Source organism: Actinoalloteichus sp. AHMU CJ021 (assembly GCF_002895405.1).
GTDB lineage: Bacteria > Actinomycetota > Actinomycetes > Mycobacteriales > Pseudonocardiaceae > Actinoalloteichus_B > Actinoalloteichus_B caeruleus.
This window is the reverse complement of the sequence record NZ_CP025990.1, coordinates 1,167,992-1,194,590: the sequence shown is the minus strand read 5'-3', so window position 1 is coordinate 1,194,590 and position 26,599 is coordinate 1,167,992. Positions and strand designations below refer to the sequence as shown.

General features: G+C 72.3%; 31 protein-coding genes. 9 read left to right on the top strand and 22 right to left on the bottom strand.

Annotated elements, in window-relative coordinates; genetic code table 11:
- Position 1 precedes the first annotated feature (1 nt).
- Together msrB and C1701_RS04705 are read right to left on the bottom strand one after the other, a co-directional pair.
- Positions 2-424, bottom strand: coding sequence for a peptide-methionine (R)-S-oxide reductase MsrB (gene msrB, locus C1701_RS04710; RefSeq protein WP_026418357.1), 423 nt, complete (start codon positions 422-424; stop codon positions 2-4).
- Positions 425-481: 57 nt separating this feature from the next.
- Positions 482-814, bottom strand: a complete 333-nt coding sequence (locus C1701_RS04705; RefSeq protein WP_081715350.1) for a hypothetical protein — start codon at positions 812-814, stop codon at positions 482-484.
- A 108-nt stretch (positions 815-922) separates the two neighbouring features.
- Between C1701_RS04705 and ligD the strand changes: the two genes are divergently transcribed.
- On the top strand, positions 923-1,954 hold the full coding sequence (gene ligD, locus C1701_RS04700; RefSeq protein WP_030103945.1) for a non-homologous end-joining DNA ligase: 1,032 nt from the start codon (positions 923-925) through the stop codon (positions 1,952-1,954).
- A gap of 304 nt (positions 1,955-2,258) precedes the next feature.
- Here the strand turns inward: ligD and C1701_RS04695 are convergent, their stop codons facing one another.
- From C1701_RS04695 to C1701_RS04640, 11 genes are all read right to left on the bottom strand, one after another.
- On the bottom strand, positions 2,259-3,830 hold the full coding sequence (locus C1701_RS04695) for an alpha/beta hydrolase (RefSeq protein ID WP_026418360.1): 1,572 nt from the start codon (positions 3,828-3,830) through the stop codon (positions 2,259-2,261).
- A 190-nt stretch (positions 3,831-4,020) separates the two neighbouring features.
- Positions 4,021-5,103, bottom strand: coding sequence for an ATP-dependent DNA ligase (locus C1701_RS04690; RefSeq protein WP_026418361.1), 1,083 nt, complete (start codon positions 5,101-5,103; stop codon positions 4,021-4,023).
- A 242-nt stretch (positions 5,104-5,345) separates the two neighbouring features.
- Complete coding sequence (locus tag C1701_RS04685) at positions 5,346-5,939, bottom strand: hypothetical protein (RefSeq protein WP_026418362.1); 594 nt, start codon at positions 5,937-5,939, stop codon at positions 5,346-5,348.
- Between the two features lie 40 nt (positions 5,940-5,979).
- Complete coding sequence (locus C1701_RS04680) at positions 5,980-6,579, bottom strand: DUF6286 domain-containing protein (RefSeq protein ID WP_337662149.1); 600 nt, start codon at positions 6,577-6,579, stop codon at positions 5,980-5,982.
- A 2-nt stretch (positions 6,580-6,581) separates the two neighbouring features.
- Positions 6,582-7,022: an Asp23/Gls24 family envelope stress response protein gene (locus C1701_RS04675; RefSeq protein WP_103055601.1), complete on the bottom strand. Its 441-nt coding sequence runs from the start codon at positions 7,020-7,022 to the stop codon at positions 6,582-6,584.
- The gene (locus C1701_RS04670; protein WP_016697177.1) at positions 7,019-7,204 is read right to left on the bottom strand and encodes a hypothetical protein; all 186 of its coding nucleotides are present in this window, start codon (positions 7,202-7,204) and stop codon (positions 7,019-7,021) included. Before C1701_RS04670 ends, C1701_RS04675 begins: the two co-directional genes overlap by 4 nt.
- Positions 7,205-7,534: 330 nt before the next feature.
- Positions 7,535-7,885: a hypothetical protein gene (locus C1701_RS04660; RefSeq protein WP_026418363.1), complete on the bottom strand. Its 351-nt coding sequence runs from the start codon at positions 7,883-7,885 to the stop codon at positions 7,535-7,537.
- 135 nt (positions 7,886-8,020) lie between these two features.
- Positions 8,021-8,506 carry an Asp23/Gls24 family envelope stress response protein gene (locus C1701_RS04655; RefSeq protein WP_026418364.1) on the bottom strand — a complete coding sequence of 162 codons (486 nt, stop codon included), beginning with the start codon at positions 8,504-8,506 and terminating at the stop codon, positions 8,021-8,023.
- A 136-nt stretch (positions 8,507-8,642) separates the two neighbouring features.
- Positions 8,643-9,215, bottom strand: coding sequence for a hypothetical protein (locus tag C1701_RS27150; protein WP_337662148.1), 573 nt, complete (start codon positions 9,213-9,215; stop codon positions 8,643-8,645).
- Positions 9,212-9,781: an RNA polymerase sigma factor gene (locus tag C1701_RS04645; RefSeq protein ID WP_026418366.1), complete on the bottom strand. Its 570-nt coding sequence runs from the start codon at positions 9,779-9,781 to the stop codon at positions 9,212-9,214. Before C1701_RS04645 ends, C1701_RS27150 begins: the two co-directional genes overlap by 4 nt.
- Positions 9,781-10,569: a pyrimidine reductase family protein gene (locus tag C1701_RS04640; protein ID WP_248783739.1), complete on the bottom strand. Its 789-nt coding sequence runs from the start codon at positions 10,567-10,569 to the stop codon at positions 9,781-9,783. Before C1701_RS04640 ends, C1701_RS04645 begins: the two co-directional genes overlap by 1 nt.
- Between C1701_RS04640 and zapE the strand changes: the two genes are divergently transcribed.
- The gene (zapE, locus tag C1701_RS04635; RefSeq protein ID WP_103056971.1) at positions 10,568-11,617 is read left to right on the top strand and encodes a cell division protein ZapE; all 1,050 of its coding nucleotides are present in this window, start codon (positions 10,568-10,570) and stop codon (positions 11,615-11,617) included. The two genes, C1701_RS04640 and zapE, sit on opposite strands and share 2 nt — an antisense overlap.
- A gap of 7 nt (positions 11,618-11,624) precedes the next feature.
- On the opposite strand, the gene rocD is transcribed toward zapE, so the two are convergent.
- On the bottom strand, positions 11,625-12,863 hold the full coding sequence (gene rocD / locus C1701_RS04630) for an ornithine--oxo-acid transaminase (RefSeq protein WP_026418369.1): 1,239 nt from the start codon (positions 12,861-12,863) through the stop codon (positions 11,625-11,627).
- Positions 12,864-13,113: 250 nt separating this feature from the next.
- Here rocD and C1701_RS04625 point away from each other — a divergent pair, with 250 nt between their 5' ends.
- Entirely contained in the window at positions 13,114-13,914 is an 801-nt protein-coding gene (locus C1701_RS04625; protein WP_103055600.1) for an SGNH/GDSL hydrolase family protein, read from the top strand.
- A gap of 40 nt (positions 13,915-13,954) precedes the next feature.
- Here C1701_RS04625 and C1701_RS04620 read toward each other — a convergent pair whose 3' ends face one another.
- The 4 genes from C1701_RS04620 to C1701_RS04605 form a co-directional block, all read right to left on the bottom strand.
- Positions 13,955-14,743 carry a DUF427 domain-containing protein gene (locus tag C1701_RS04620; protein ID WP_030225683.1) on the bottom strand — a complete coding sequence of 263 codons (789 nt, stop codon included), beginning with the start codon at positions 14,741-14,743 and terminating at the stop codon, positions 13,955-13,957.
- Positions 14,744-14,802: 59 nt separating this feature from the next.
- Positions 14,803-15,258 carry a peroxiredoxin gene (locus tag C1701_RS04615; RefSeq protein ID WP_030103956.1) on the bottom strand — a complete coding sequence of 152 codons (456 nt, stop codon included), beginning with the start codon at positions 15,256-15,258 and terminating at the stop codon, positions 14,803-14,805.
- 101 nt (positions 15,259-15,359) lie between these two features.
- Entirely contained in the window at positions 15,360-16,214 is an 855-nt protein-coding gene (locus C1701_RS04610) for a sugar phosphate isomerase/epimerase family protein (RefSeq protein ID WP_211237497.1), read from the bottom strand.
- The gene (locus tag C1701_RS04605) at positions 16,211-17,368 is read right to left on the bottom strand and encodes a dihydrodipicolinate synthase family protein (RefSeq protein ID WP_026418374.1); all 1,158 of its coding nucleotides are present in this window, start codon (positions 17,366-17,368) and stop codon (positions 16,211-16,213) included. Before C1701_RS04605 ends, C1701_RS04610 begins: the two co-directional genes overlap by 4 nt.
- Positions 17,369-17,613: 245 nt before the next feature.
- On the opposite strand from C1701_RS04605, the gene C1701_RS04600 reads away from it, so the two are divergent.
- Positions 17,614-18,678: a LacI family DNA-binding transcriptional regulator gene (locus C1701_RS04600; protein WP_026418375.1), complete on the top strand. Its 1,065-nt coding sequence runs from the start codon at positions 17,614-17,616 to the stop codon at positions 18,676-18,678.
- A 619-nt stretch (positions 18,679-19,297) separates the two neighbouring features.
- Here the strand turns inward: C1701_RS04600 and C1701_RS04595 are convergent.
- Positions 19,298-19,651, bottom strand: coding sequence for a histone-like nucleoid-structuring protein Lsr2 (locus tag C1701_RS04595; RefSeq protein WP_026418376.1), 354 nt, complete (start codon positions 19,649-19,651; stop codon positions 19,298-19,300).
- Positions 19,652-19,932: 281 nt separating this feature from the next.
- Here C1701_RS04595 and C1701_RS04590 point away from each other — a divergent pair, with 281 nt between their 5' ends.
- Complete coding sequence (locus C1701_RS04590; RefSeq protein WP_035291867.1) at positions 19,933-20,406, top strand: histone-like nucleoid-structuring protein Lsr2; 474 nt, start codon at positions 19,933-19,935, stop codon at positions 20,404-20,406.
- 384 nt (positions 20,407-20,790) lie between these two features.
- On the opposite strand, the gene C1701_RS04585 is transcribed toward C1701_RS04590, so the two are convergent.
- A complete protein-coding gene (locus C1701_RS04585; protein ID WP_245588748.1) occupies positions 20,791-21,888 on the bottom strand; it encodes an AI-2E family transporter in 1,098 nt (365 codons plus the stop codon).
- 290 nt (positions 21,889-22,178) lie between these two features.
- On the opposite strand from C1701_RS04585, the gene C1701_RS04580 reads away from it, so the two are divergent.
- From C1701_RS04580 to C1701_RS04570, 3 genes are all read left to right on the top strand, one after another.
- The gene (locus C1701_RS04580) at positions 22,179-22,520 is read left to right on the top strand and encodes a WhiB family transcriptional regulator (RefSeq protein WP_026418379.1); all 342 of its coding nucleotides are present in this window, start codon (positions 22,179-22,181) and stop codon (positions 22,518-22,520) included.
- A gap of 2 nt (positions 22,521-22,522) precedes the next feature.
- A complete protein-coding gene (locus C1701_RS04575; RefSeq protein WP_026418380.1) occupies positions 22,523-22,723 on the top strand; it encodes a hypothetical protein in 201 nt (66 codons plus the stop codon).
- Between the two features lie 179 nt (positions 22,724-22,902).
- Entirely contained in the window at positions 22,903-23,184 is a 282-nt protein-coding gene (locus tag C1701_RS04570; protein ID WP_016697159.1) for a metal-sensitive transcriptional regulator, read from the top strand.
- A gap of 30 nt (positions 23,185-23,214) precedes the next feature.
- Here C1701_RS04570 and C1701_RS04565 read toward each other — a convergent pair whose 3' ends face one another.
- Both C1701_RS04565 and C1701_RS04560 read right to left on the bottom strand, forming a co-directional pair.
- A complete protein-coding gene (locus C1701_RS04565) occupies positions 23,215-23,898 on the bottom strand; it encodes a potassium channel family protein (RefSeq protein WP_211237498.1) in 684 nt (227 codons plus the stop codon).
- On the bottom strand, positions 23,891-25,228 hold the full coding sequence (locus tag C1701_RS04560) for a TrkH family potassium uptake protein (RefSeq protein WP_103055599.1): 1,338 nt from the start codon (positions 25,226-25,228) through the stop codon (positions 23,891-23,893). Before C1701_RS04560 ends, C1701_RS04565 begins: the two co-directional genes overlap by 8 nt.
- Positions 25,229-25,680: 452 nt before the next feature.
- Here C1701_RS04560 and ku point away from each other — a divergent pair, with 452 nt between their 5' ends.
- Positions 25,681-26,598 (top strand): non-homologous end joining protein Ku, encoded by a 918-nt coding sequence (ku, locus tag C1701_RS04555; protein WP_026418383.1) that lies wholly within the window; start codon positions 25,681-25,683, stop codon positions 26,596-26,598.
- Position 26,599 lies beyond the last annotated feature (1 nt).

The window sequence follows — 26,599 nt, the reverse complement described above, 5'->3', positions numbered from 1 at the left end:
GCTACTCGTCCTCGACCAGGCGCAGCGAGATGCTGTTGATGCAGTACCGCTGGTCGGTGGGCGTGTCGTACCCCTCGCCCTCGAAGACGTGCCCGAGGTGGCTGTGGCAGGAGGCGCACAGGACCTCGGTGCGGAGCATCCCGTGCTTGCGGTCCTCGCGCAGGATGACCCGATCGCCCGCCATCGGGGAGAAGAACGACGGCCACCCGCAGTGGGAGTCGAACTTGGTCGAGCTGCGGAAGAGCTCGGCTCCGCAGGCGCGGCACTCGTACACGCCCGTGGCCTTCGTCTCGACGTACTCCCCGCTCCAGGGGGGCTCGGTTCCGGCCTGTCGCAGTACCGCGTACTCGACCGGACCCAGTTCCTCGCGCCACTCCCGCTCGGACTTCACGACCCGAGGGGTCGCACCGACCACCGGTTCCATGCCCCTAACGCTAGTCGCACGGGCAAGCGGACGCTGGTCGGAGGGCGGAGACCCCTGTCACGCCCCGCCGCCGAGCAGGAACCCGAGCAGGGTCCACGCGGCGAGCGCGAAGAACAGCAACATCAGCCACACCAGGGCCACCGCGAGGGCCCGCCGTCCACCTCGCGCCCTGTTCGCCGAGTCGGTGAACTCGGTGACAGCCCGGAGCGACCCCTCCACCGTCATCGTCGGACCCGGTCGGGACATGCGGTCGAGGTGCTCGGCGAAAGCCCTGACCTCGGGGTCGTCCGGGTCGAGCCCCACGAGTTCGTCCCGGAGGCGGTCCGTGCCGTTGCCTGGCACGTCACGTCCCTCGTCGGGGTCCTCGGCACCGAACCAGGTGTCGCGCATACGTCCACGGTAGCGAGTGGCGGCCACCTGGCCACCCGTTCGGCGATGGCGGGGCGGACGGGCCGTCGTGCCCGGCCGGGCGGGCCAACTCCTCGTACGGTGGACCACATGGCGACCGAGGCTCGTGAACTGGCGGTCGGTGAGCGGACGGTTCGGGTGACCAACCCGGACCGGGTGCTGTTTCCCGAGGTCGGAGTGACCAAGCTCGACCTCGTCGAGTTCTACCTGGCGCTGGGTGATGCCGTGCTGCGCGCCGTCCACCACCGGCCCACCACCCTGCGCCGGTTCCCCTCGGGCGTCGACGGCGAGTCGTTCTTCCAGAAACGCGTGCCCCGAGGCGCCCCCGACTGGGTCGACACCGTCCGCATCCGCTTCCCCAGTGGTCGCAGCGCCGACGAGATCTGCCCGACCGAGGTCGCCGTGCTCGCATGGGTGGCCAACCTCGGGGCCATCGAGCTCCACCCCTGGCCCGTGCGCCGCGACCGGGTCGAGCAGCCGGACCAGCTGCGGGTGGACCTGGATCCCCAACCCGGAACGGGGTTCGCCGACGCCGTCAGGGCGGCCGAGCTCACCCGGGAGCTGCTCGCCGAGCTGGGGTACCCGGGCTTCGTCAAGACCTCCGGTGGCCGAGGCCTGCACGTCCTGGTCCCCATCGAGCCGGAGTGGGAGTTCGTGACCGTGCGGCGAGCCGTGATCGCCCTCGCCAGGGAACTCGCCCGCCGCGAACCGGAGCTGCTCACCACGGCGTGGTGGAAGGAGGAGCGGGGGCGGCGGGTGTTCGTCGACTACAACCAGGCCGCCCGCGACCGCACGATCGTCGCCGCCTACTCGGTACGGGCCAGCCCGACGGCGACGGTGTCGACCCCGGTGAAGTGGGACGAGCTCGGCGAGGTCGACCCCCGGGACCTGACCACCCGCACCGTGCCCGGCCTGGTGGCCCGGCGCGGCGACCCCCACGCCGACCTGCGCTCCCACCCGAGCCGACTCGAGACCCTCCTCGAACTGGCGGACAGGGACGAACGTGACCACGGCCTGGGCGACCTGCCCTATCCACCCGACCACCCCAAGATGCCGGGGGAACCGGCGCGGGTGCAGCCCTCCCGCGCGAGGGGGCGAGGAACCGCCGATCGGGAGGCCTGACGGGGACCGGTCCAGGTCATCACCGAAACGGTTCAGGCGACTACGTTGGGTATGACCGCCGGCGCGAAAATGACCTCCTCGGTTCATCCGAGCAGCGGTCCCCGACGGGGTGCGAGCCCGGCGACGATCGACGAGGTGGCATTTTCGCGTTCCCGTTAGGAGGCTGACATGGAGATCACGACCAGCCACGCGCCCAGCCAGGGTGGTTGCAGCTGCTGTTCCGGGTGCACCGGCCCCGGCTGCGGCTGCTGCGCGGGCTGCTGAGCCCGTTCACCCGGTCAGCACGGCGTTGGATGTGCCCACCTCACGGTGGGCACACGACGTCGTTCTCCGGTGCCTCGCCGTCCACCAGGAAGGAGACGGCGGCGTCGGTCACGCAGGACGACCGCGCCAGCCCGCCGTGGCCGGTGCCCTGCCAGTCGACCAGGACCGCGCTGTCGAACCGCCCGGCCATCCGACGGGTCGCCGGGCCCGGGGTCACCGGGTCCGTCGCCGTGCTGACCACCATCACCGGCGGCGCGCCCCGAACCGTGTCGCCCTCGGTCCCCTGGTACGGCACCGGCCAGGCGGTGCAGTGCAGCAGTTCCTGGGCGAACAGCCCGCCGAAGGTCGGGTAGTCGGCGTGCCACTCCTCGCTGAGCTCGGCCACCTGGTTCGGCGGTAGGCGCAGCGCGGAGGCATTGCACCTGGTCACCAACGAGGCATCGAACCTGGGCGGGTCCAGCGGACCCTCCCACAACGTGTCCCGCAGCCGGGTGCCCAGCGGCACTCCGTCCCCGTCCCGGGCGGCCGCGACCGCCTCGGCCACCTCGGGCCACTCCTCCGGCACCGCGAGCCCGTCGAGGAGCACCCGGGTCAGGGTCCCGGGAGTGATCATCGCGTCGGAGGTCAACAGCGGCTCCCGGCGCAGCACTTCCGCCAGTTCCGCCACCGCACCGCCCGGGTCGGGACCGAGCGGGCAGTCCGCCCGCGCCGCGCACGACGAGGTGAACGCCTCGAACGCGCGTTCCGCCGTGGCCGCCCGCTCCTCGGCCCGGGCCAGGGCGTCCGAGCTCAGGTCCGGGACCCCGTCCAGGACCACGCGCCCGACGTGGTCGGGGAACCGCTGGGCGTAGGAGACCAGCACCTCCGACCCGTCCCCCCGTGCGATCGCGTTGATCCGGGACATCCCCAGCTCCAACCGGAGGACCTCCAGGTCACCGGCGGTCCGCGCCGGGTCGAAGGCCCGTGCCCGGTACTCGAGCAACCAGGTGCACTCCTTCGCGGCCGACGACGAGGAGGAGTGCAGGGAGTCCTGGCCGGCCACGTCGGTGACGGCGGGGTCGAACCCGACCATGTTCTCCCGGTCGTCGCCCCTGACGCAGCTGATCGGGTCGGACATGCCCGTGCCGCGCCGGTCGACGCCGATGAGCGAGAAGGTCTCCAACAGCTCGGCCGGCAGCGCCTCGGCCAGGCGCGCCGCGTACAACGAGCCCGGCGCCCCGCCGACGTCGTTGAGCACGACGAGGGGGACGGCACCGGTACCCACGCGCAGGACGTGGGTCGTGGCGGTGCCGAAGTTCGGTTGCTCCGGTGAGTCCAGGGGTCCCGTCACGCTACCGCACTCGTAGGACCTGGTCTCCGCTTCCTGGGGCAGCCCGAGCCGTTGCCGAGTGTGCTGGGTGCAGTCGGCCCAGTGGATGGTGTGGGCGCCCGGCTCCTCCAGCGGGGGCAGCGGTACGGGGTCGGTCCCGGGTTCGACGGTCACCGAGCGGTCCGGGTCGGCGGCCACCGCCACCGGGGGTGGCGTGGACGCACCCGCCGAACACGAGGTCGCCGCCACGACGGCCGCGAGCGTCAGCGCCAGACCCACCGCGTGGCTTCGGGTGCGCGGCACGTGTCCTCCCCCGATCGGAACCGTCCTCCGCTGGTCGCCGGGCTCGGGTGGTCGGGCATCCCGTGCCCGACCACGTCCCGGTTGACGCAGAGACTACGCAAGACGCTCCCAGCGACCGGGTAACAGGGCGGTGAGCGGTCCCGAGGCGACACCCGGATGTCCTCGACCGGTGCCCGCGCGGCGGCCGAGGTCAGGGGGAGCCACGAACCTCCCCCCGGAGCACCGAGGCCAGGTCGAACCGCACGGGTTCATCCAACTGGTCGTACCCGCAGGTCACCGGGTCCCGGTCGGGCCGCCAGCGCAGGAAGCTCGTGGTGTGCCGGAACCGAGCCGGGTGCGCCCCCTCCAGGTGGTCGTAGCCCACCTCGACGACCCGCTCCGGCCGGAGCGGCTGCCACGGCTGCTCGGTGGATCGCCACCGGCTGATCTGGCCGGGCACCCGGCGGCCCTCGCCCGCCTCCGACGACCACGGGTGGTCGGAGGGCTCGACTGCCAGCGGCATCAGCTCGGTCGCCAGCGCGCGTCGACGCGCGGCGGTGAACGTCGCGCACACCCCGACGTGGTGCAGCACAGCGTGTTCGTCGTACAGGCCGAGGAGCAGGGAGCCCACCGCCGTCCCCGGTTCGGTTCCCTTGTGCCAGCGCAGTCCCCCCACCACGCAGTCGGCGGTGCGCTGGTGCTTGACCTTGAGCATGACGCGCTGACCGGGCTGGTACCGGTCGGTCGCGGCCTTGGCGATCACCCCGTCCAGACCGGCTCCCTCGAAGAGCTCGAACCACCGCCGCGCCGTCCCCCTGTCCCGGGTGACCGGGGTGAGGCGCACCCCGCCGGTCGAGGCGGGCACCATCCGTTCCAGCGCGGCCCGGCGGGCCTCGAACGGTTCGTCCACCAGGAGCCCGTTCGCGTCGGCGAGCAGGTCGAAGGCGACGAAGGTGGCCGGCGTCCGTTCCGCCAGTGCCCGAACCCGGGACTCGGCGGGGTGGATGCGTTCCGACATCGCGTCGAAGTCCAGCCGGTCGCCGACCGCGACCACGAGCTCCCCGTCGACGACGGCCCCGGCCGGGAGCCGATCGCGGACCTCCCGCACCACCTCCGGGAAGTACCGGTCCAACGACTTGCCGGTGCGGGACTGGAGGACGACGTCCTCGCCGTCCCGGAACACCAGGCAGCGGAAGCCGTCCCACTTGGGTTCGAAGAGGTAGTCCCCGGCGGGCAGATCGGCGACCGGCCTGGCGAGCATGGGAGCGACGGGAGGAGCCAGCGGGAGCGCCATGTCCCCATCGTGGGACCGGCGGCTCCGTCCCGCATGTCGCCCCGTGCCCTGCGGCCGCCCGTCACCCGGCCCGGCTGGCCGCCTGGGGCCGCGCGGTGGTGCGCGCGGACCCGGCCCTGCCCCTGCCCCTGGGGCGGACGGCCGCCACCACGTCAGCAGCGGGAGCGAGGTGGGGTCCGCCGGTCCTCCGATGCGCCGCGCGCCCGTCCTGGTGGCTCTACCCGGCGACCGCTGCCGGGACCTCAGCGGACCCGGTGCCGCTCCGCCGCGTCCAGTTCCAGGTGGACCGCCGCCGGCAGCCGTTCCAGCCCGAGCGCATCCCTGGCCCGGGCGAGTACCCGGTTCTCCAGCGCGCTCCACACCATGCGGATGTCGGTGCCCCGGCGCAGGGCCAGCAGGAGCCGCAAGGCCGGCCGCTCCTGGCTGCCCACGAGGGTCACCCGAGCCCTGGACACCCCGTCGATCCCCCGCGCGTCGTCCTGGACCGCCTCCGTCACCGCGCGGGCCGACACCCGGAGCTCGCCCTCCGCGTCGTCGAATTCCACGTCCGGGTGGTGCTCCGGGCGCGACGCCCGCAGCGCCCAGCGCACGCCGAGCACCAGGAGGACGAGCCCGAGCAGGACGGCGAGCAACCGACCCAGGACCCCGGAGCCGCCGAGCCAGTCGACCGCGACCGGGTCGGCCACCGGTCGGGTGGCGCGGTCGGCGCCCAGCCAGCCGGCCCCCACGACGAGCGCGAGGAGCCCGGCCAGCAGGGCGAGGGTGCCCACGACCGCCGTCACGGTGCGTTCCGTGGTGGCGGGCCGGGCGACGGCGGCGTGGGAACTCCTGCTCATGACAACTCCTCGCGATGGGATGGGGGGCGGGTGTTCGCCGTCAGGACCCCGGCCGCAGCCCGGGCGCCGCCGGACGTGACCCCGACGGCTCGGGGTGGCGTTCCCGGCGTTCCCGGGAGGAGTCGATGGTGACGGTGACGCGCGGCTTCTCCCGCAGGGGCAGGTCGTCCACCAGGTCCCGCACGATCTCCAGCAGCCGCGCGCGCAGGGTGTCGTCGCCGTCGGTCGGGGCGGCGGCCACTCGGACCGTGACGTGCGCCCGGGTGGCGGTGACGGAGGCCGAGCGCACCCCGGTCTCGGCCCGCACGCGGTGGCCCACCACGCGGGCCAGGGAACGGGACGACGTCGTCACCGTGACGTCCGGTGCGGGGTCGTGCAGGGCGAGGTGGTGTCGCCGGGCGGCGGCCGAGAGCAGGACCAGGAGCAGACCGGCGAGTGCGACCAGGGCCGCGGTGACGCGTGGGCCCGTGCCCTGCCAGGTGAGGGTGGAGGCCTGGTCCAGCCACTGGGGCCAGGGGATCCACAGCGGCGCGGAGGCCGGCCGCCACCACGCCCACAACACCTCGATGACGGTCAGGGCGCCGACGACCGCGACGGCGACCCCGATGAGGGTGGTGAGGATCCGGATCAGTGCGCGCATGTCTACTCCACCCGTGCCGGGGACACGCCCCGCAGGGCGACGATCCTGACGTCCACCGTTCGCGTCTCCCTGCCGGTGGCCCGGAGCAGTCCCGCGCGCACCCGTTCCCGGATCTCCGCCACCGCTGACCGCACCCGGCACGGGTAGCGGAGGGCGACGTCGAGCCGCAGGTGGAGCCCGTCCCCCGGGTCGGTGATCCGGACCTTGGCGCCCCCGTGCCCGCCCCCGCCCGAGGGGAGCACGGTGGGCGACTCCCCGACGGCCTGGCGCGCCACCTTGCGGAGCACCTGGTCCTTGATGGTGAGGGTCCCGCGTTCCCCGGCGTCGTCGGGCGGCGTGCGCTCGACCCGCGAGGGGCGGTCCTCAACCCCGGGTCCGGCCCCCTCGGATCCGGTGGGCCGCCTTGGGTTCGCCCGGTCGAGTCGGTGCGCGCCCGGCGTCACCGGTCCCGCCCCCGGCCGCGTTCGAACATGCCGCCGAGGTCGAGTTCACCGTCGAGGACCCGGCCGATCACGAGACCGATCAACCCGACGACCAGGGCGGCGAGGAAGGCGGCGAAACCGCCGATGGCGCCGGCGGCGCCGAGGATCAGGCCGGCCAACAGGCCGGTTTGGGTGGCACTCATGCGGGTCTCCTTGCTGGTCGACTTCGGTGCGGCGCTTCGGTCGCCGCTCCGCGCTGCGGGCGCCTGGTGGAGGTCACCGCACCCTGGCGTGGTGGCGTCGCCACCACCACCGGCGGAGGCACCGTCCGCACCGGACCGGGAACGACCGGTGGCGGAACGCGGTGACCACCACGGGTGGGTGGGAACGCGGGTCGGTGCCGTCGAGCCGGGGCGGGAGTCCGGCGGAGAAGGCCGCCGGGTCACCACCGGCGTCGGGGTGGTGCGCGCGGACGAACGCTCGTCGTGCGGCCCGCCAGTCAGCGGACCGAGGCGTTGACCGTTCGGGCACGGTCACCTCCCGCTGGCGACGCGCGGCGCGGGTGGTTCCGTCGAGACCACGACGTCGGCGACGGTGACGTCCACCGGCACGTCCCCCACCACGGTCCGGGCCAGGGAACGCAACTCCCGGACCACCTGCGGGATCGAGGCTCCGAACCGCAGGACCACGGCGATGGCGACCGGTTCACCCGCCTCTCCCACGGCCACCCCGCGTATCCGGGCGCCGGGCAGGAGGGTGTCGACGGCGGAGGTCCGGCTCTCGTCCAACCGTTCCACCGCCGGGTGGGACAGCACCTCCTGGCGCAACCGCTCCGCGCGGCCGCGAGTGTCGTCGTGCTCGTGCCTGGCTGGTGTTGGCTGCATGGGTTCACGCCCCCGGTCCGGTGTCTCCCGAGGTCACCGCTCCGATCCGGTGACCGTCGGCACCGGGATCACCGGTGCCCCTCGGACCACGCCCTCCCGGTTCGAGGCTCCCGACCGGGCCGGCGCGTCCCGTGCTCACTCGACCCGGGGGGTGGAGGGTTCCTGCTGGTCCTGGTCGGGGAGTTGGATGTCGTTGACCGCGATGTTGACCTCGATCACGTCCAGGCCGGTCATCCGCTCCACCGAGGAGATCACGTTGCGGCGCACCGCGCGCGCCAGGTCCACGATCGAGACGCCGTACTCGACGATGAGGTCCAGGTCGATCGCGGCCTGCTTCTCCCCGACCTCCACCTGCACCCCCGTCGCCGCGGACGTGCCGCCGCCGGGGATCCGCTCCTTCAGCGCCCCGAACGCCCTCGACACCCCGCCACCCATCGCGTAGACGCCGCCGATCTCCCTGGCGGCGATCCCCGCGACCTTCTGGACGACGGCGCTGGAGATGGTCGTCTTGCCCTCGGTGGTCTCGTCGGCGGTGCGGACCGCCGTGGAGGAGGCCCGGGGGCTCGGTGGCTGGCCGCTGTCGGTTCCGGTGGTCTCCTTGCTGGTCCTGCTCTGCGTCATGGGGGCAACCTTCTTCCCTGTCAGACCGGGTACCACGGGCGCGAGCGGAAACGCTCCCGCGCCGTTCGATGGCGTTACCCACCCTGATGCCGGCAGCTGGCACCTTGTGCCGTCAAACCCCCCTAAGGAGTGAGCCTCAGGGCTCCAGGACGTCCGTGACCAGGACCCGGACCGCCGGCGCGGCCGTTCCGAAGTGCTCGTCCAGGCTGGCGACGAGGTGCCGGCGCAGCGCGTCGGCCGCCAGCGGGACGCGGACCCCGTACCGTGCGGCGACCTCCACGGTGACCCCGTCCGCCGACACCCGCACCGTCGGGCGGCCCACCGTCGAGGTGCCGGCCGCGAAGTCGGCCACCTCCTGCCTGACCAGCAGGACGAGGGCGCCCCGGGACACCCGGATGCTCCCGCCGGCTTCGACCACCTCGACGGAGGTCTCCCGTTGCCGCACCGTGGCCAGGCCGCGGAGGGCCTCCTCGACGAGGTTCGGTGGGACGGCGACCTCCCCGGCCGCCTCCCGCCGCACCGGTTCCCACCCCGACGCGAGCTCCCGGAGCCGCCGCTGGCAGCCGGCGCAGCCGGACACGTGGCGCGCCAGCGTCGACGAGTCCGCGTCCGGGCGCCGCGCGGCGCGGTCGGCCACCAGCGCGAGCAGGGAACCGACCGGCGTGCCGCACGCCAGGACCTGGTCGTCTCCCGACCGGTCGAGGTTCACTGGACCTCCCTGAGTCTCCCGAGCAGTACCACCCTGGCCCGGTGCAACCGGGCGCGGAGGGCAGGGACCCCGACGCCGAGGATGGCGGCGATCTCCTCGTAGTCGAGTCCCTCGAACTCCCGAAGCACCAGCGGGACGCGCTGGGAGGAGTCGAGCGTGGCGATCGCCCGCTGGACCTGGTCGCCACGTTCCTGCCGCAGCACTCCCGCCTCGGGGCCACCGCCGGGCGCGGGCATCGTGTCCAGGATGGCCGCGGCCGCGTCGGTCATCGGCTGCTCCGGCATCCGTCGACGCCGGCGCAACCGACCGAGAGCGGCGTTGGTGACCACCCGGTACAGCCAGGTCGACGGTTCGGCGTCGCCCCGGTAGCGGGGCAGGGCGCGCCAGGCCGAGATCCAGGCGTCCTGGACGACGTCCTCGGCGTCCGCGCGGTCACCGACGATGCGCAGCGCCACCCGGTAGAGCCGGGGGGTGTGACGTCGGACCAGCTCGTCGAACGCGCCGTCCGCGCCGCCGACGGCGGCCTCCACGAGCTCGCGGTCCCCGTGCCCGACCAGGCGTTCCACTACGCCCGCCTGCCGTACCGGAGGAAGAGCATGCCGTCCTCCTCCAAGGTCGACAGCAGGGTCATGTCCCGCCGGACCGGCGGGTGTGACCCGAGCGCCGCCCGGCCGGTGGCGCCGCCGGCGAGAACCGGGGACACCGTGAGGCAGAACTCGTCCACCAGTTCGTCCTCGATGAGCGCTCCGAGGAGCTGAGGGCCCCCTTCGCAGCACACCCGACGCAGGCCACGGCGGCCCAGTTCCGCGACGAGGATCCGAGGGTCCACCCGCGCGTCACCGGCGAGCACCACCTCCGCTCCGTCGTCCTCGGCCCGGCGGCGGCGTTCCTCCGGCGCGGCGGCGCAGGTCACGACGATGGTCCTGGCCACGACATCGGTGAGGAGGGGCGCACCGGGCGGTACGTCACAGGAATTGGTCACGACGGCGAGCGGCGGGACGCCGGCCAGCCCCCACCTCGCTCGGCGGGCCGTTCGCCTCTCGGTGGCGGTGATACCCCGGTAGCCCTCGGCCAGCGCCGTGCCCAACCCGACGAGCACGACGTCGGCGAGGTCGCGGAACAGGGAGAGCATCCGGCGGTCGGCGGGACCGGACAGCCCACCGGACGCCCCGTCCAGGCTGATGGCCCCGTCGAGACTGGCCACCATGTTCGTCCGGACCCAGGGCCGTTCGAGGGTCGGCGGATACGCGTGTAGCCGTTCCACCTCGTCCTCGGGAAGCTCGGGGAGGCCCTCGGCGGGCGGCGGGAAGAGCCTGCGCACCGGCTCATCCCACCACGTTAGGCTGGTGGCCATGCCCGGCACCTGCCTGACCGATCGGACACCGCAGGTCGGCGCGGACGAGTTGATCGCTGCGATGAGCCCGCCTCCGCAGTTCGACTCGGTGCGGTACGACACCTACCTCCCCAACCCCGACGAACCGAGCCAGGCCGAGGCGTTGCGGCGGTGCCGCGACTTCGCCGCCCGGGTCGCCGGGGGACGGCGTCGGTCCCGGTGGTCGCTGTTCGGGAGCCGGCGCCCCGACCCGGGGCCGAGGGGGATCTACCTCGACGGCGGGTTCGGTGTCGGCAAGACCCACCTGCTCGCCGCGACCTGGCACGAGGTACCGGCGCCCCGGGTCTTCGGCACCTTCGTCGAGCTCACTCACCTGGTCGGGGCGTTGGGCTTCGCCGAGACCGTGCGCAGGCTCTCGGATCACCGACTGCTGGCGATCGACGAGTTCGAGCTGGACGATCCGGGCGACACCATGCTGGTGACCAGGCTGCTGTCCGAGCTGATGTCCGCCGGGGTGTTCGTCGCCGCGACCTCCAACACCTTGCCCGACCGGTTGGGGGAGGGGCGTTTCGCGGCGGACGACTTCCTCCGCGAGATCCACGCGATGGCGAGTCGCTTCGAGGTGGTGCGGGTCGACGGCCCCGACTACCGGCACCGGGGCCTGCCGGAGGCTCCCGAGCCGGTGGACGACGACGAACTCGCCCGGCGCGCGGAGGCCGATCCCGACGCCACCCTCGACGGTTTCGAGGAGCTGTGCGCCCACCTGGCCCGACTGCACCCGTCGCGGTACGGGCGGCTGGTGGACGGCGTGAGCGCCGTCCACCTGCGCGGTGTCCGCCCGTTACCCGACCAGGACGTGGCGTTGCGCTTCGTCGCGTTCGCCGACCGCCTCTACGACCGCGACATCCCGGTGGTCGTGTCGGGATCCTCGGTCGCGGAGCTCTTCGGCGCCGACATGGTGCGCGGCGGGTACCGCAAGAAGTACCTGCGGGCGATCAGCCGCCTGACCGCCTTGGCCAGGAAGGGCGCCACTCGCCCGGCCGAGAGCGGGCAGGGCGCCGCCGGCTGACGGGAGCTCAGCGGCTCCCGAGCACCTCCCCGATGGCCTCGACGCCGCGGTCCAGCTCGGCCTCGCTGATCACCAGTGGCGGCGCGATGCGCAGCGTCGTCGACTGGGTCTCCTTGCAGAGCACCCCGCGACGGGCCAGTTCCTCCGACACCTGACGCCCAGCCGGGCCCCCCGGCGCGATCTCCACGCCGGCCCACAGGCCGCGACCCCGCACCTCGGTGACGCCGTGACCCACCAGCTCCCCGAGGCGGGAGTGCAGCCGTCCGCCCAGCTCGACGGCGCGGCGCTGGAACTCACCGGTGGACAGCAGCCGGATCACCGCCCTGCCGACGGCGCAGGCCAACGGGTTCCCGCCGAAGGTCGAGCCGTGCTCACCGGGTCGGAGCACGCCGAGGACGTCCCGGCTCCCCACGACGGCCGACAGCGGCAACAGCCCGCCGCCCAACGCCTTCCCCAGCGTGTACAGGTCGGCGCGGACCCCGTCGTGCGCGGACGCCAGCAACTCCCCGGTCCTGGCCAGCCCGGACTGGATCTCGTCGATCACCAGCAGCACCCCGTGCTCGTCGCAGACGCGCCGCAGGGTCCGCAGGTAGTCCGGAGGCGGGACCACCACTCCCGACTCGCCCTGGATGGGTTCTACTAGGACGGCGGCGGTCCGAGGGGTGATCGCGCGTTCCACCGCCGCGGCGTCGCCGTAAGGTGTCACGACGAAACCCGGGGTGAACGGTCCGAAGTCCGCTCGGGCGACCTCGTCGGTCGAGAAGGACACGATGGTCGTCGTCCGGCCGTGGAAGTTCGAGCCGGCGACCACGATCTCCGCGGTGTCAGCCGGCACGCCCTTGACCTGGTACGCCCACTTCCTGGCGACCTTGATGGCCGACTCGACGGCCTCCGCGCCCGAGTTCATGGGCAACACCAGCTCGGTGCCGGTCAGCTCGGCGAGCTCGGCGCAGAAGGGCCCGAGCTGGTCGTGGTGGAACGCCCTGCTGGTCAGGGTGACCCGACCGAGCTGCTCGACCGCGGCCGACACCAGGTCCGGGTGGCGGTGGCCGAAGTTCAGCGCGGAGTAGCCGGCGAGGAAGTCCAGGTAGCGGCGCCCCTCCACGTCGGTCACCCATGCGCCCTCACCGTGCGCGATGACCACCGGAAGCGGGTGGTAGTTGTGCGTGCTCCACCGCTCGTCGAGCGCGATCGCCTCGGAGGTGCTCCGCGTCGTCGCGTGAGCGTGGTCGGTCGTGACAGCCATACCTCAAGGCTAGGGGGCAATACCCGGCCGGATCATGCGGCAAACCATGCTCATTATGACGATTCGTTGCGAATTCGACCATGAATACGGCGAAACGTTTCCGGCGGGTGAGTGGGCGAGCGGAGCGGCCCAGGTGCGCACGCACGGTGACCGGCGATCGTCCGACCGGCTGGTTGCCTCGGCGAAAAGTTTCACGTTGAGAACGACCGTGTTAAGGATGAGCCACGTTGCCCATGATCGGGAGGTATCCGTGCGTGCTCGTCTCCTGACCACCCTGGCCGGCGCGGCGCTCGCCGTCGCCACCGCCGTCTCCGTCGCCCCCGCCGCCGTCGCCCAACAGGACCTCGCCTACGTCGCGCTCGGCGACTCCTACGTCTCCGGTACCGGAATCGGCCAGTACGACCCCGACAGCGGGAACTGCCAGCGGTCGCCGCTGGCCTACCCGGAGCTCTGGGCGAGCGAGAACGCCGCGAGCCTCACCTTCGCCGCGTGTTCCGGAGCCACCACCGACGACCTGCTCGCCAACCAGATCGGCGCGCTCGACCCCTCGACCGACCTCGTCAGCGTCTCCATCGGCGGCAACGACGCCGGCTTCGCCAGCGTCATCACGACCTGCACGATCGGAACTTCCCAGGGCTGCGCGGACGCGGTCGCCGGCGCCCAGGCCTTCATCGCCGACGAACTCCCCGCCCGCCTCGACGCCACCTACGCCGCGATCAGTTCCTCGGCCCCCAATGCCGAGGTCGTCGTGATCGGCTACCCGCACCTGTTCTCGGCGGGCACCTGCCTGGTGTCCAACGAACGCCGCACGCTGCTGAACGAGACCGCGGACCTGCTGGCCGACGTGACCAACACCCACGCCGGTGCGGCCGGCTTCACCTTCGCCGACGCGCGGCCCGCCTTCCAGGGACGTGGCTACTGCGCCTCCGGCGCGTGGATCAACGGCCCGATGCTCCCGTTGACCGAGTCCTACCACCCCAACGCCAACGGCCACGCCAACGGATACCTGCCGGTGCTCAACGGCGCGGTGTCCTCGGTCGCCGCCTCCTGAGTGGAGCGTCCGCCGGGAACCCCGTTCCCGGCGGACCGCCTCACCCCACCTCGACGCGCACCCGGGGGCCGGCGAAGCACAGGTAGCCGGCGACCGCCGCCGCCTCGGCCAGCGGCAGGGGGTAGGTCCAGGCCACCTCGGCGCCGCTGACCTCAGGTGCCTCGAGGTCGAAGTACCCCGCGCGTCCCTTGTACGGGCACATCGTCACCCGCTCCGCCGGCACCAGGAACTCGCTCGCCACGTCCTCCCGGGGGACGTACCACCGGACGGGCAGCCCCGTCTCGAACAGGGCCACCGGACGCCGGGTCTCGGCGATCAGCAGGGACCCCGCCCAGACCCGGACGAGCCGACTCGAGCGGCGGGTGTCGACGCGGTGGAAGGGGTCCCTCGGATGCGCGAACACCCGCTCGTCCTCCTCGAACCACGCGTCCAGGCGCTCGAAGTAGAAGGCGCCGAGCCCGGACAGGTCCGGGGAGCCCCGCACCGGGTCCGGGTAGGACCACACGACGTTCTCCAGCACCCGGTCACCCACCCGGAGGTGCCAGTACCGGGCGTCGCCCTTGAAGGGGCAGTGCGTCCGGTGGTCGCTGTCCACGAGCTCTCCGCTGACGTCGGACAGCGGGAGGTACCACTGGGGGAGCAGGCCCGTCTCGTGCAGCATCCGCGCCCCGACGGTGTCCACCACCGTCTCGCCCGCCACCTCGCCGCGAACGCGGCGGTCCACCTCGTGCAGGTACAGGACGTGCGCCGGCGCGGCGGCCTCCAGGTCGAAGTTCAGGTGCCCGGCCAACGGTCGCGCGAAGGGACCCGATCCCAGGGTGAGTGACATGGCACCGACTGTAGGGGCTGGGGACGACCGCGGCCGGTTCCGCGCTGGCGCGGGTCCGCTCAGGACGACGCGCGCAACGCGGCGAGCGCCTCGTCCGCGTGGATCTCCATCCGGAACTCGCTGCGCGTCACGTGCAGGAGCCGGCGGTCGGTCCCGATGACGAAGGTGTGCCGCTTCATCGGGAGGGGACCGATCCGCCGGACCCCGAACTGGGCGGCGACGGTGCCGGCGGGGTCGGAGAGCAGCGGGAAACCCAGGGAGTTCGCCTCGTCGAACTCCCGCTGCCGCTCGACCGCGTCGCCGCTCACACCCACCGGCCGCGCCCCCAGCTCGCCGAACTCCGAGGCGAGGTCCCGGAAGTGGCAGCTCTCGGCGGTGCACCCGGTGGTGAAGGCGGCGGGGTAGAAGAAGAGCACGACGGGACCCCTGGTGAGCAGGTCACCCAACGAGAGCGTCTCGCCGTGCTGGTCGGTCAACTCGAAGTCGGGGACGAGGTCCCCCGCCCGCAGTGCCATCGTGTGCCTCGGCAATCCAGTCCGGTCGCGCCCTCACGGCCGACTCGCCGCCACGGTACTACCGATCTTCCCGACGGGGATCACGGACGGGGTTCGATTGACTACCAGACGTGGCGCCGGTAGCGCTCCACGGTCAGGTCCACCACCTCGCGGGGCGCGGCGTCCCAGAGCCCCTGGTTGAAGATCTCGACCTCGATGGGGCCGTCGTACCCGGCGCGTTCCACGGCCTCGCGCAACCGCGCGAGCTCCACGCAGCCGTCACCCATCATGCCCCTGCCCAGCAGGACGTCGGCCGGGAGCGGCGTCACCCAGTCGCAGACCTGGTAGGACGCGATCCGCTCGCCGGCCCGCTCGATGGCCTGGTAGACGTTGGGGTCCCACCAGACGTGGTAGGCGTCGACCACCACCCCGACCTGTTCGACGGGGAAGCGGCTCGCCAGGTCGACCGCCTGGTCCAGCGTCGAGACCACGCAGCGGTCCGAGCAGAACATGGGGTGCAGCGGTTCCACCGCGAGCCGGACCCCGCGTTCCTGGGCGTAGGGGCCGAGCTCCCCGAGCGCGTCGGCCACCCGTTCCCGGGCGCCGTCCACGTCGGTGCTCCCGGCGGGCAGACCACCGGACACCAGCACGAGCACCGAGGTCCCCAGCTCGGCGCACTCGTCGACCGCGCGGCGGTTGTCCTCCAGGGCGGCGGCCCGCTCCCCGGGGTCCGCCGAGGTGAAGAAGCCACCCCGGCAGAGCGAGGTGACCTCGAGGCCGGCCTTCCTGACCAGGTCCGCCGACCTGGCCAGCCCGTACTCGGCGACCGGCTCCCGCCACAGGCCTACGCCGGGCACCCCGGCGCGCACGCATTCGGCCACCACGGTCTCCAGGTCCGCGTACTTGATCGTCGCCTGGTTCAGGCTCAACCGGGACAGGTCGGCTCCCGCGAGGGGAGCGGCGTCGGTGCTGGTCACTGGGCCACTCCGGACAGTTCGAGGAACAGGCGCATGCGGCGCTCGGCGAGGTCGGGGTCGGGGAGGAGGCCGGCTTCGTCGGCGAGGACGAACAGCCTGGCCAGATGGGGGACGGACCGAGCGCTCTCCAGGCCGCCCACCATGCGGAAGTGGTCCTGGTGCCCGGACAGCCACGCGAGGAAGACGATGCCCGTCTTGTAGTAGTACGTGGGTGTCTGGAAGATGTGCCGGGACAGCGGAACGGTGGGGTCCAACAGCCGGTCGAAGGTCTCCTCGTCCCCGGAGTCCAGCGCCCGGACCGCCGCGACCGCAGCCGGCGCGATGGCGTCGAAGATGCCGAGCAGGGCGTGGCTGTACCCCCGGTCGTCACCCCTGATCAGCTCCGGGTAGTGGAAGTCGTCGCCGGTGTAGCAGCGGACGCCCGTCGGGAGCCGCCGCCGGAGCGCCACCTCCCGGTCCGCGTCCAGCAGCGACACCTTGATGCCGTCGACCTTCGCGCTGTTGGCCTCGATGATCGAGGTGAAGGTGTCTGTCGCGGTGTCGAGGTCGCGGGAGCCCCAGTAACCCAGCAGCTGGGGGTCGAACATCGGTCCGAGCCAGTGCAGGATCGCCGGCTCGGGCAACTGTCCCAACAGGTGGTCGTACACCCGCTGGTAGTCCTCGGGTCCGGTGGCCGCGCTGGCCAGGGCGCGGCTGGCCATCAGGATCACGGTGGCCCCGGCGGCCACGGCGACCTCGGCCTGCTCCTCGTAGGCCGCGATGATCTCCGGGATGCCGTGGTCACCGGGACCGAGCTGGTCGGTGCCCACACCCACGCCGAGCGCCCCACCGACCGACCGGGCCTCCGCGCCGCTGCGGCGGATGAGCTCGGCCGCCGTCGGCCAGTCCAGGCCCATCCCCCGCTGCGCGGTGTCCATGGCGTCGGCGACCCCGACGCCGTGCTCCCACAGGTGGTGGCGGAACGCCATGGTGGCGCCCCAGTCGGGGCGTGCCGGGACACCCGGGGTGTTGTCCGCGAGCGGGTCAGCCACGACGTGCGCCGCGGCGTAGAGCACTCGGCTGCTCGGGGGAGCGCCCTTGGCCGAACGCGGCGCGGTCGGTCGAGGGGTGTACTGGACGAGATCGCCGGCGTCTGTCGGCAGCGTGAGTGCCACGGGGTCAGCTCCGGTTCGTAGAAAGCGCTTACTGAGCCTCGAAAGCTAGGTGGCGGGCACGGGGTGGTCAAGGAGGTGCCCGCACTCCTGGCCGAGATCGGCCGGGGCCGCGCCGCGCGGGGGGCCAGCGACGGACAGTACGGCGTGCGGGAGACGGTGCCGCCCCGCACGACGGCCCGTTCCCGCGTGCTATCCAGGACCCGGTCCCGAGGGGGACGGGTCAGGACCGATCGGAGGCGTGCAGGGTGGCGGCAACGTTGGCCGATGTCGCGGCCAGGGCGGGTGTGTCCAGCGCGACGGTCTCCCGGGTGCTCAACGGCAACTACCCGGTCGCCGAGGCGACCCGACGGCGGGTGACCGAGGCGCTCCGGGAACTGAACTACGTGGTCAACGGGCCGGCCCGGGCTCTCGCCGCCGCCACGTCGGAGGTGCTCGGCGTCCTGGTCAACGACGTGTCCGACCCCTTCTTCGGGGTGCTCGCCAGCGGGATCCAACGGGAGGCCGCCGAGGCGGACCTGCTGACGATGATCTGCCACACCGCCGGCTCGGCCGACGACGAACTCAGGTACATGGAGCTGCTGCTCCGGCAGCGCGCCAGGGCCATCGTCGTCACCGGGGGCGGACCGGAGGACGACGGGCACCGTCGGCGGACCGCCGACCTGGTGCGGCAGAGCGTTTCCCGGGGGACCCGCGTCGTCTTCTGCGGACGGGAGGCACCGCCCGACAGCGAGGCGGCCAGCGTGGTGTTCGACAACGACGGTGGCGCCGCCGCCCTCACCCGACTGCTGCTCGCCGCCGGGCACCGCCGGATCGCCTACCTCACCGGCCCGCCCCACCACACCACGAGCAGCGCGCGGGTCGCCGGTGCCAGGCAGGCGTTGACCGAGGCCGGGATCGATCCCGACAGCTGCCTCTGGATCAGGAGCGGGTTCTCCCGGGCCGCGGGTCTGGAGGCCGGCCGCGAGCTGGTGCGCGCGGGCGTGGACTGCACGGCGGTGGTGGCCGGGAACGATCTCACCGCCTCCGGGGTCATCGCGTCCTTCCGCGCGTGCGGGGTCCGGGTACCGGAGGACGTCTCGGTGGCGGGGTTCGACGACCTGCCCGTCGCCGTGGACGTGGTGCCCGAGCTCACCACCGTGCGACTGCCGTTGCGGAGCGGCGCGGTCACGGCGGGGCGGATCGCGACCGGGGCGCGGCGGACGGCCCCCGGGGCCGTCGTGCGCATGCCAGCCGAACTCAGGAGCAGGGATTCGGTGGCGGCGCCCGGTGGCGGGCTGACCGGGATGGCCGGTCGTCTCCGCGCGCATTGAGGAATCGTCGGGACGGAGGAACCTCCGTCGTGAGGTCACGACCGATGGTCCCCGTCGGTCGCGAGTGAGATGGGCGTGTGGGTGGGAGGGCGACGTCCGCTCGCCACGGCAACCAAACGTGTTTCGCCGAATGCGGAGCGTCCGGGAAAGTCGGGGAAGGGCCGCTACCGTCACCAGGTGACCGGTGGTGACCCAATGTCGTGCCGACGATTGGAGGGTCAGCCGGCGCGGGTGGTGTCGCCCGCGAAACGTCGTCACGAGCCCGCTCGTAGTAGCGGGCAGTAGTCGGGATCATCGATCCGGTATCGGTGGCTAGTCGGTCGGGTGGTCCGCGAGCCCTTAAGCGGAGAGCCACGTCACGTCCCGGTGGCTCGTTTGCCGGGACCGGCGTGGGCGTGTCGTTGATTTTCCGTTCTCCTCGGTGAGCGCGGGATTACTCCCGTGGGCGCATTAACAGAGGTGAACCCGGGGTCGGGTCCCCGGGGTGCTCCCCCGGGGACCCTGGTTAACGGCGCTGTGACGTCCGCCCCATATACGCGTATCCCGGCACATTCGCGCTGTCGCGTCGATCGTGCCGGGACTGCTTGTCTCGCGCTGGGCCTACCACGGCCAGCGCGGATCAGCCGCGCTTGTCGTACGCCTCGATGACCTCGGCGGGGATGCGGCCGCGGTCGGACACCTTCAGGCCCTGCTCCCGCGCCCACTCCCGGATGGCCTGGTTGCGCTCCCGGTCCGAGGCCTGGCTCGGGGCCGGCTGCGCACCGGTCGCCCTGGCGGTCCGACCACCGCGCTTGCGGCCCCCCGTTCGGCGGGCGTTGTCCACAAAGGGCGTCAGCGTTTCCCGCAGTTTGTCCGCGTTCCCATTGGACAGGTCGATCTCGAACTCCACCCCGTCCAGTCCGAACTTAACGGTCTGCTCGGCCACTGAGCCGTCGATGTCATCGAGCAGTTGGACCGTGACCTTCTGGGCCATGTTGCACTCCCTAATTCCGCTGTTTCCCGATGCCCGCGGTTGGCATACGGTATCCCACTGCGGCAATCATAAACATGATGCTGATGGCGTGTCTCTTCGCCGTTGCGTGGGAAGCGCTTTGCGCGTGCGCCCGGATGGCCCTTGGTAAGGGGGGCCGTGCATCTTGCCGCAAGGCTTGTCGGCCGGGGAGGGGTTTCGGCTTCCGGTGACGATTCCGTTAGAATCAGGGTGCCGCCGCGGCTCTGCGGTGCCCGAGTTGTACACGGAAAGACTAGGTGATCATGGCCGAGCGTGTCTGCGTCGAACTGGTTGATGACCTCGACGGAGCGCCTGCGCAGTCCACCGTGCAGTTCGCCTTGGACGGGGTCAACTACGAAATCGACCTCTCGGATCGCAACGCGAGCCACTTGCGGGAAGTCTTTCGACCCTACGTGGAGCGCGCCCGGACGGTCACCCAGCGCAACGACCGCACGGTCAAGAAGGACCGGGTCGCGCGCAACAAACGTCGGGCTGATCAGCGCGAGGCGACCCAACGCATCCGGGAGGTCGCCGAACGGGGCCGGGCCCACCAGCGTGCCGTCCGGGAGGCCGAGGAGGAAGCCAGGCGTGCCGAGCTGGCCGCCGCGGCGGAGGCCTCCGCGCAGGAACTCGCCCTGAGCCAGCCGGCCCCGGCCCAGGAGGCCCCAGCCCAGCCCGCCGCCGACCCCACCCGCCCCACCGTCTCGCTTCCCCAGTTCAGCTCCGCCACCGGCTGAGCTGGCACCCCCGGCGCCGGCGGCGCGGACCCGCGTCCCCCGGTCGGCCCCGGGCGCACGGGGAACGAGACGGACCGACGTCGCCGGCAGAGCCCGCCGCGCGTCACGTGCCGTCCGTCGAGGAGCACATCGGGTGGAGTGTCCAGGCGGAGGGGTCGACCCGTGTAGCGGGTCCCACCAGCCACCGGTTCGGGCGGTGGCGGGGCCCCGAGGCACGGGAGCGGACGGGACGTCCCCGACCAGGCCCCTCGGCCGCCGCCCGCACTGACGGCCCGACGAGCCATCCCAGGCGTGACCGTGGGCGGGCCAGGGAGAGGGGAAACACCCGGTTCGCGGGATGGGGCGCCCCTCGGCCCCGACGCCACCGGCACGCCAGCCCGCACCTCACGGCGCTTCGCCCTCGGTCGTCCCCCCTCCCGATGCCACGGGGCCGGGAGGTTCCGCCGCCGACCGCGCGAGCACGACCACCATCGTCCGCAGCGTCGTGAGCAGGGGGACCGCGAGCAACGCGCCGATGACACCGGCCTGGATCACGCCGACGGCGATGGCCAGCGCCACCGCGAGCGGGTGCAACCGGACCATCCGGCCCATCAGCAGTGGCTGGAGGACGTTGCCCTCCAGCTGCTGCACGGCCAGCACCACGCCCAGCACCAGCACCGCGGTCAGCAAGCCGTTCGAGGCCAGGGCCACCAGCACGGCGACCGCGCCGGACAGGAAGGCCCCGATCAGCGGGACGAAACCCCCGACGAACACCAGCATCGACAGGGGGAGGGCCAGGGGCACGCCCAGGACCAGTAGGCCCAGGCCGATCCCCACCGCGTCGATCAAGGAGACCGCGGCGGTGGCGCGGATGTAGCGGCCCAGCTGGCGGAACGCCTGCCGACCCGCGTCGTCGGTCCTCGGCCGGTACCGCGCGGGAACGGCCAGCAGGACGAAACGCCAGATGCGCTCACCGTCGCGGAGGAAGAAGACCAGGACGAACAGCGTGAGGACGGCCCCGGTCAGGACCGCGCCGACACCGCCGGCGACCGTCACCGCCCAGGAGGCCAGCCGCGCCTGGTGCTCGGAGAGCCACCGGCTCAACCGGTCGGACAGGTCGCTGACCACGTCGTCGCCCAGCGGCAACGGCCCCTCGACCAGCCAGGTCTCGACGGAACCCACCGCGTCTGCCAACTGCCCGGCGAGTTCGCCGGCACCCGAGACGAGCGCCCCGATCACGAAGGTCAGCAGGAGCGTGAGGACGGCGAGACCACCCAGGATCGCGATCGCCGTGGCGAGACCGCGCGCGACCCGGTGCCGGACCAGCCAGCCCACCACCGGAGCCAACAGCGCCGACAGCAGCACGGCCAGCGCGGTCGGGACCACCACCGTGGAGAGGGCGGCGACCAGGTGGAGGACGAGGTAGCCGGCACCCGCGATGACGAGCAGGCGCCAGCTGAGCGCGGCGGTCACGACGAGACCCCTCGGGAGGGACGCGCTCACGGTGTCCACTCGCCGCCCCGGGGAACGCGGCCGGTGGCGCCCACGGCCACCGCCGCCCCCCGACGTGGTCACGGCCCCGTCAGGTTCGGGGCCACGGCCAGCCGAACCGGGTGCGCCCGCCGGTGGCGGTCCCGACCGGTGGTGCCCCTGGACCCCCCGACCGAACCCGAAAAGCTCCTGTGGATCACATGCATGTTTTCGCCTCGGGTGGGTAAGGACGAAGTAGCGCGGGTCGGCACGGGCCGCCGAACAGCGAACTACGGACCTGGGACAACTGCGGGGAGCTGAGCATGACGAGCACCAAGCGCCTACCACAGCCTGTGACGGAACTCTGGGACTGGCAACTCGAGGCGGCCTGCCGGGACATCGACCCCTCCGTCTTCTTCTTCTCGGAGGGGGAGCGCGGAGCGGCCCGGACGATCCGCGAGGAGCGCGCCAAGCGCATCTGCGAGACCTGCCCGGTGATGCTCCGCTGCCGCGCGCACGCGTTGGCGAGCGGTGAACGGTACGGGGTCTGGGGCGGCCTGGCCGAGGGCGAGCGCCGCGAGCTGTTGAACCGGCTCCGCGCGGAGACCAGGGCGGAGAGCGGGACCAGCGAACGTGCGCTGGAGCCCCAGTCGACGGGAGGCTGACCATGTCCAGCCACGACGAGGACCGGGCGGTCCCGCAACCGGACGCCGTGGAACAGGAGCGAGCCGCGGCTCCCGACGAGGAGGAGACGAGCGGGGACGCCGAGCACATCGCCGACCGGGCGGAACAGGCGAACCCCGCCGACGTCGCCGAGCAGCTGAGGTCCGAACCCCTGGACGAGGACTACCGGCCCTCCGACGGCTGAGCCCACCCCCTGGCGGTGGCCATCCCCGGGAGCACGACGTCGAGCTCCCGGCTCCCACCCGCGGCACCGAGGTGACGGGCAGCGGCTGACGACGTCAGCCGCCCCCGGTCGAGCGGCCCGGAACGCTACCCGGTGGGGGTAACGTCGTCGGGAGGGACCGGACGACGCGAGGAGCCCCGATGCACGGTTACACGCCGGACAAGGACAGTTACCTCAAGCGGCTGCGCCGCGTCGAGGGCCAGGTGCGGGGTCTCTCCCGGATGATCGAGAACGACAGCTACTGCATCGACGTCCTCACCCAGATCGCCGCCGCGACGAAGGCGCTCCAGGCCGTGTCCCTCGGCCTCCTCGACGACCACCTCCGGCACTGCGTCAGCGAGGCGCTGACCGAGGGCGGGGAGGTCGCCGACGAGAAGGTGCGCGAGGCCAGCGAGGCGATCGCCCGGCTCGTGCGATCCTGAGCGGCCCGGTCGGCGGCGGGCCGCCGACCGTCACACCAGCTCGGAGAACCGTTCCACGTCGTTGGTCCGTCCAGCCACGATCAGCACGTCATCCCGCCTGATCACCGTGTCCGCCGTCGCGTACGTGAAGTCGGCCCCCTCCCGTTTGATGGACACGACGGTGACGCCGTACTTCGCCCGGAGCCTCGACTCGCCCAGCGGCAGGTCGGTGGCCTCGGCGGGGGCGACGGTCTTCGCCAGCGCGAAGTCGTCCTCGAACTCGATGAAGTCCAACATCCGGCCCGTCACCAGGTGCGCGACCCGCTCACCCATGTCGTGTTCCGGCAGGACCACGTGGTGGGCGCCGATCTGCTCCAGGATCCGCCCGTGCTGCCGGTTGATGGCCTTGGCCCAGATGTTGGGCACGCCCAGGTCCACCAGCAGCGAGGTGGTGAGGATGCTCGCCTCCAGGTCGGTGCCGATGCCCACCACCGCTCGGCGGTGCTCCTGGGCCCCCACCTGCCGGAGGGCCTCGACGTCGGTCGAGTCGACGACCATGGTGTGCGTGAGTTGCTGGCGGAAGTCCTGGACCACCCGGGCGTCGTTGTCCAGCCCGAGCACCTCCCACCCCCGGTTGGCGAGCTCGAGCGCCAGCGAGCCGCCGAAGCGGCCAAGACCGATCACCAGGACGCGGTGCCCCGAGGGGGGCTTCCTGCGTTGACGTTTCCTAGCCAATGATGGGTCGCTCCTCCGGGAGTTCGTACCGCCGCGTCTTCTCACGAAGGGCCAGCGCGGCGGCGAGGGTGATGGGACCGAGTCGTCCGGCGAACATGAGCAGGACCAGCAGTGCCTGGCCCGTGGGGGGGAGGTCACCCGTGATGCCCGTGGACAGGCCCACGACGCCGAACGCCGACGTGACCTCGAAGAGCGCCTTCTCCAACGGGAACGAGCTGATGAGCAGCAGGTAGACGGTGGACAGGATCACGACGGCCACCCCGATCAGCGCGACGGCGAGGGCCTGTCGCTGGACGTCGAGGGGGACCCGGCGGCCTGCCACGTGCGTGCTGGGGTGGCCCCGCACCTCCGCCAACAGCACGAAGAGCAGGACGGCGAAGGTCGTCACCTTGATCCCTCCCGCCGTGCCCGCACTGCCTCCGCCGATGAACATCAGCGCCGAGGTGCCGAGCAGGGTCGCCTGCTCCATCTCGCCGACCGCGACGGTGTTGAACCCGGCACTCCTGGGCATCATGCCGTGGAAGAAGCCGTTCATCAGCTTCTCGGGCACCCCCATCAAACCCAGGGTGGCTGGGTTGGACCACTCGAAGGTCGTCACCATGAGCGTTCCGAGGACGGCGAGCGCGCCGCTGGTGATCAGCGTCACCTTCACATGCAGCGACCAGCGGCGGGGGGTGCGCATCCTGCGCCACAGCTCCAGCAGTACGGGGAACCCGAGCCCACCCGCGGTCGCGGCCACCACCACCGGAAGCACGATCCACGGATCCCCCGAGAAGCTCTCCAGGTTGTCGCTGAACAGCGCGAAACCCGCGTTGTTGAAGGCGGCCACCGCATGGAACAGACCCAGCCGCAAGGCCTGTGACCAGGGTTCGTCGTACCCGACGAGGAAGCGGGTGACCAGGATGACCGCCGTCACGGCCTCGAACAGCAGGCTCGTACGGATCACGCCACCCACGAGCGCGCGCACATCACCCAGGTTCAGCGTGCCGGTCTCGGCCTGGGCCGAGAGCTGCATCCGGAGTCCCAGCCGGCGGGACACGACCAGGGCGAGAACGGACGCCAGGGTCATGATCCCGAGCCCGCCCAGTTGCACGAGCCCGATGAGCACCACCTCACCGAAGGTGGACCAGTAGACCGGGGTGTCGACGATGATCAACCCGGTGACGCACACCGCGGAGGTGGCGGTGAACAGTGCAGTGAGCAGCGGAGCGGAGGCCGGTCCCTCGGTGGCGAGGGGCAACGCGAGCAGCACCGTGCCGACGAGCACGGCAGCGGCGAAGACGAGGACCAACAGCCGGGCCGGGTACTGCCACCACTTGGTCGTGGCCATGGAGCGACCTCGCGGCCGCTTCCGCGGGCGCAGTTCGCCCTCGAACAGACTCACGGTGCTCAGTCCACCGGGGAGGGGGTGAGGTCGCCGTCATGCCCGACCACGACGACCACGTGCTCCACGACCACGGCAGCGAGTCGGGTCGGCCTCCTGCCGGCCCGACGAACCGGGGAAGCGGGAAGCAGGGGCGCTCGGACCCGACAGCCGCACACGAAGCAGGGAATATACACCTGCCGAGCGCACCGCACCGGGCTGCCGGCGCATCGTCGAGACCCTCTCTGATCAGCACATTTCCGGCAGGTTGGTGGTAACGGATGCCGAGGGCGGACACCGCCGGGTCCAGGAGGGACCGGTGGCTTCGACGACCGGCCCGACCGCTGCCTCCGGTGGGAATCCGCCGATGTGGGTGACCTCGGGTGGTTGGGGGCTCCAGCCTCGGGTAGGCAGACCCCATGAGGTCGCTGTGGCGTGGAGCCGTGTCCTTCGGGCTGGTGACGGTCGCCGTCCGGCTGTACCGGGCGACCGAGGAACACGACTTCCGGTTCCACCAGGTGCACCGGGAGGACGGCGGGCGGATCCGGTACCAGCGGGTGTGCTCGGTCTGCGGCAAGCAGGTCGGCAACGAGGACATCGCGAAGGGGTACGAGTTCGAGGACGGCCGGATGGTGATGCTCGGGCCCGAGGACTTCGAGTCGCTGCCGATCAAGACCGAGCACGCCATCGAGGTCCTCGAGTTCGTGCCCGCCGCCGAGGTGGACCCGATCTTCTTCCAGAAGAGCTACTACCTCGAACCCGACAAGGCGGCGGTCCGGCCGTACGTGCTGCTGCGCCGCGCCCTGGAGGAGGCCGACCTGCTCGCCGTGGTCAAGATCACCCTCCGCCAGCGGGAGACCCTGGCGATGCTGCGCGCCAGGAACGACGTCCTGGTCCTGCACACCATGCTCTGGCCGGACGAGGTCCGGAAACCGGAGTTCTCCTTCCTGTCCCAGGACGTCGAGATCCGGCCCCAGGAACTCCAGATGGCGTCCTCCCTCGTGCAGAGCATGGCCGGGGACTTCGAACCCGACCAGTTCTCCGACGACTACCGGGAGGCGCTCGGGGAACTGATCAGCGCCAAGGCCGAGGGCGCCGAGATACCCGAACGACCGGAACCCGAACGGGAGGGCGAGGTCATCGACCTCATGACCGCGCTGGAACGCAGCGTCGAGCAGGCGAGGACCTCCCGGGACGGCACCGGGGACCAGGACCGCCGGACCTCCCGGGGGCGCAGCGGCGGGGGTGGGAAGAAGAAGGCGGAGAAGGAGCAGGACGAGAAGACCACCCGGTCCGGCTCCACCCGTCGCACCGGCGGTAGGAAGAGCAGCGCCTGAG

What these genes read in the sequence shown, in the direction of transcription:
- msrB (WP_026418357.1), bottom strand. Translation starts at nt 424, where the DNA reads ATGGAACCGGTGGTCGGTGCGACCCCTCGGGTCGTGAAGTCCGAGCGG.
- C1701_RS04705 (WP_081715350.1), bottom strand. Translation starts at nt 814, where the DNA reads ATGCGCGACACCTGGTTCGGTGCCGAGGACCCCGACGAGGGACGTGAC.
- ligD (WP_030103945.1), top strand. Translation starts at nt 923, where the DNA reads ATGGCGACCGAGGCTCGTGAACTGGCGGTCGGTGAGCGGACGGTTCGG.
- C1701_RS04690 (WP_026418361.1), bottom strand. Translation starts at nt 5,103, where the DNA reads ATGGCGCTCCCGCTGGCTCCTCCCGTCGCTCCCATGCTCGCCAGGCCG.
- C1701_RS04685 (WP_026418362.1), bottom strand. Translation starts at nt 5,939, where the DNA reads ATGAGCAGGAGTTCCCACGCCGCCGTCGCCCGGCCCGCCACCACGGAA.
- C1701_RS04680 (WP_337662149.1), bottom strand. Translation starts at nt 6,579, where the DNA reads ATGCGCGCACTGATCCGGATCCTCACCACCCTCATCGGGGTCGCCGTC.
- C1701_RS04670 (WP_016697177.1), bottom strand. Translation starts at nt 7,204, where the DNA reads ATGAGTGCCACCCAAACCGGCCTGTTGGCCGGCCTGATCCTCGGCGCC.
- C1701_RS04660 (WP_026418363.1), bottom strand. Translation starts at nt 7,885, where the DNA reads ATGCAGCCAACACCAGCCAGGCACGAGCACGACGACACTCGCGGCCGC.
- C1701_RS04655 (WP_026418364.1), bottom strand. Translation starts at nt 8,506, where the DNA reads ATGACGCAGAGCAGGACCAGCAAGGAGACCACCGGAACCGACAGCGGC.
- zapE (WP_103056971.1), top strand. Translation starts at nt 10,568, where the DNA reads ATGCCCGGCACCTGCCTGACCGATCGGACACCGCAGGTCGGCGCGGAC.
- C1701_RS04640 (WP_248783739.1), bottom strand. Translation starts at nt 10,569, where the DNA reads ATGGCCACCAGCCTAACGTGGTGGGATGAGCCGGTGCGCAGGCTCTTC.
- rocD (WP_026418369.1), bottom strand. Translation starts at nt 12,863, where the DNA reads ATGGCTGTCACGACCGACCACGCTCACGCGACGACGCGGAGCACCTCC.
- C1701_RS04620 (WP_030225683.1), bottom strand. Translation starts at nt 14,743, where the DNA reads ATGTCACTCACCCTGGGATCGGGTCCCTTCGCGCGACCGTTGGCCGGG.
- C1701_RS04615 (WP_030103956.1), bottom strand. Translation starts at nt 15,258, where the DNA reads ATGGCACTGCGGGCGGGGGACCTCGTCCCCGACTTCGAGTTGACCGAC.
- C1701_RS04595 (WP_026418376.1), bottom strand. Translation starts at nt 19,651, where the DNA reads ATGGCCCAGAAGGTCACGGTCCAACTGCTCGATGACATCGACGGCTCA.
- C1701_RS04590 (WP_035291867.1), top strand. Translation starts at nt 19,933, where the DNA reads ATGGCCGAGCGTGTCTGCGTCGAACTGGTTGATGACCTCGACGGAGCG.
- C1701_RS04580 (WP_026418379.1), top strand. Translation starts at nt 22,179, where the DNA reads ATGACGAGCACCAAGCGCCTACCACAGCCTGTGACGGAACTCTGGGAC.
- C1701_RS04575 (WP_026418380.1), top strand. Translation starts at nt 22,523, where the DNA reads ATGTCCAGCCACGACGAGGACCGGGCGGTCCCGCAACCGGACGCCGTG.
- C1701_RS04570 (WP_016697159.1), top strand. Translation starts at nt 22,903, where the DNA reads ATGCACGGTTACACGCCGGACAAGGACAGTTACCTCAAGCGGCTGCGC.
- C1701_RS04560 (WP_103055599.1), bottom strand. Translation starts at nt 25,228, where the DNA reads ATGGCCACGACCAAGTGGTGGCAGTACCCGGCCCGGCTGTTGGTCCTC.
- ku (WP_026418383.1), top strand. Translation starts at nt 25,681, where the DNA reads ATGAGGTCGCTGTGGCGTGGAGCCGTGTCCTTCGGGCTGGTGACGGTC.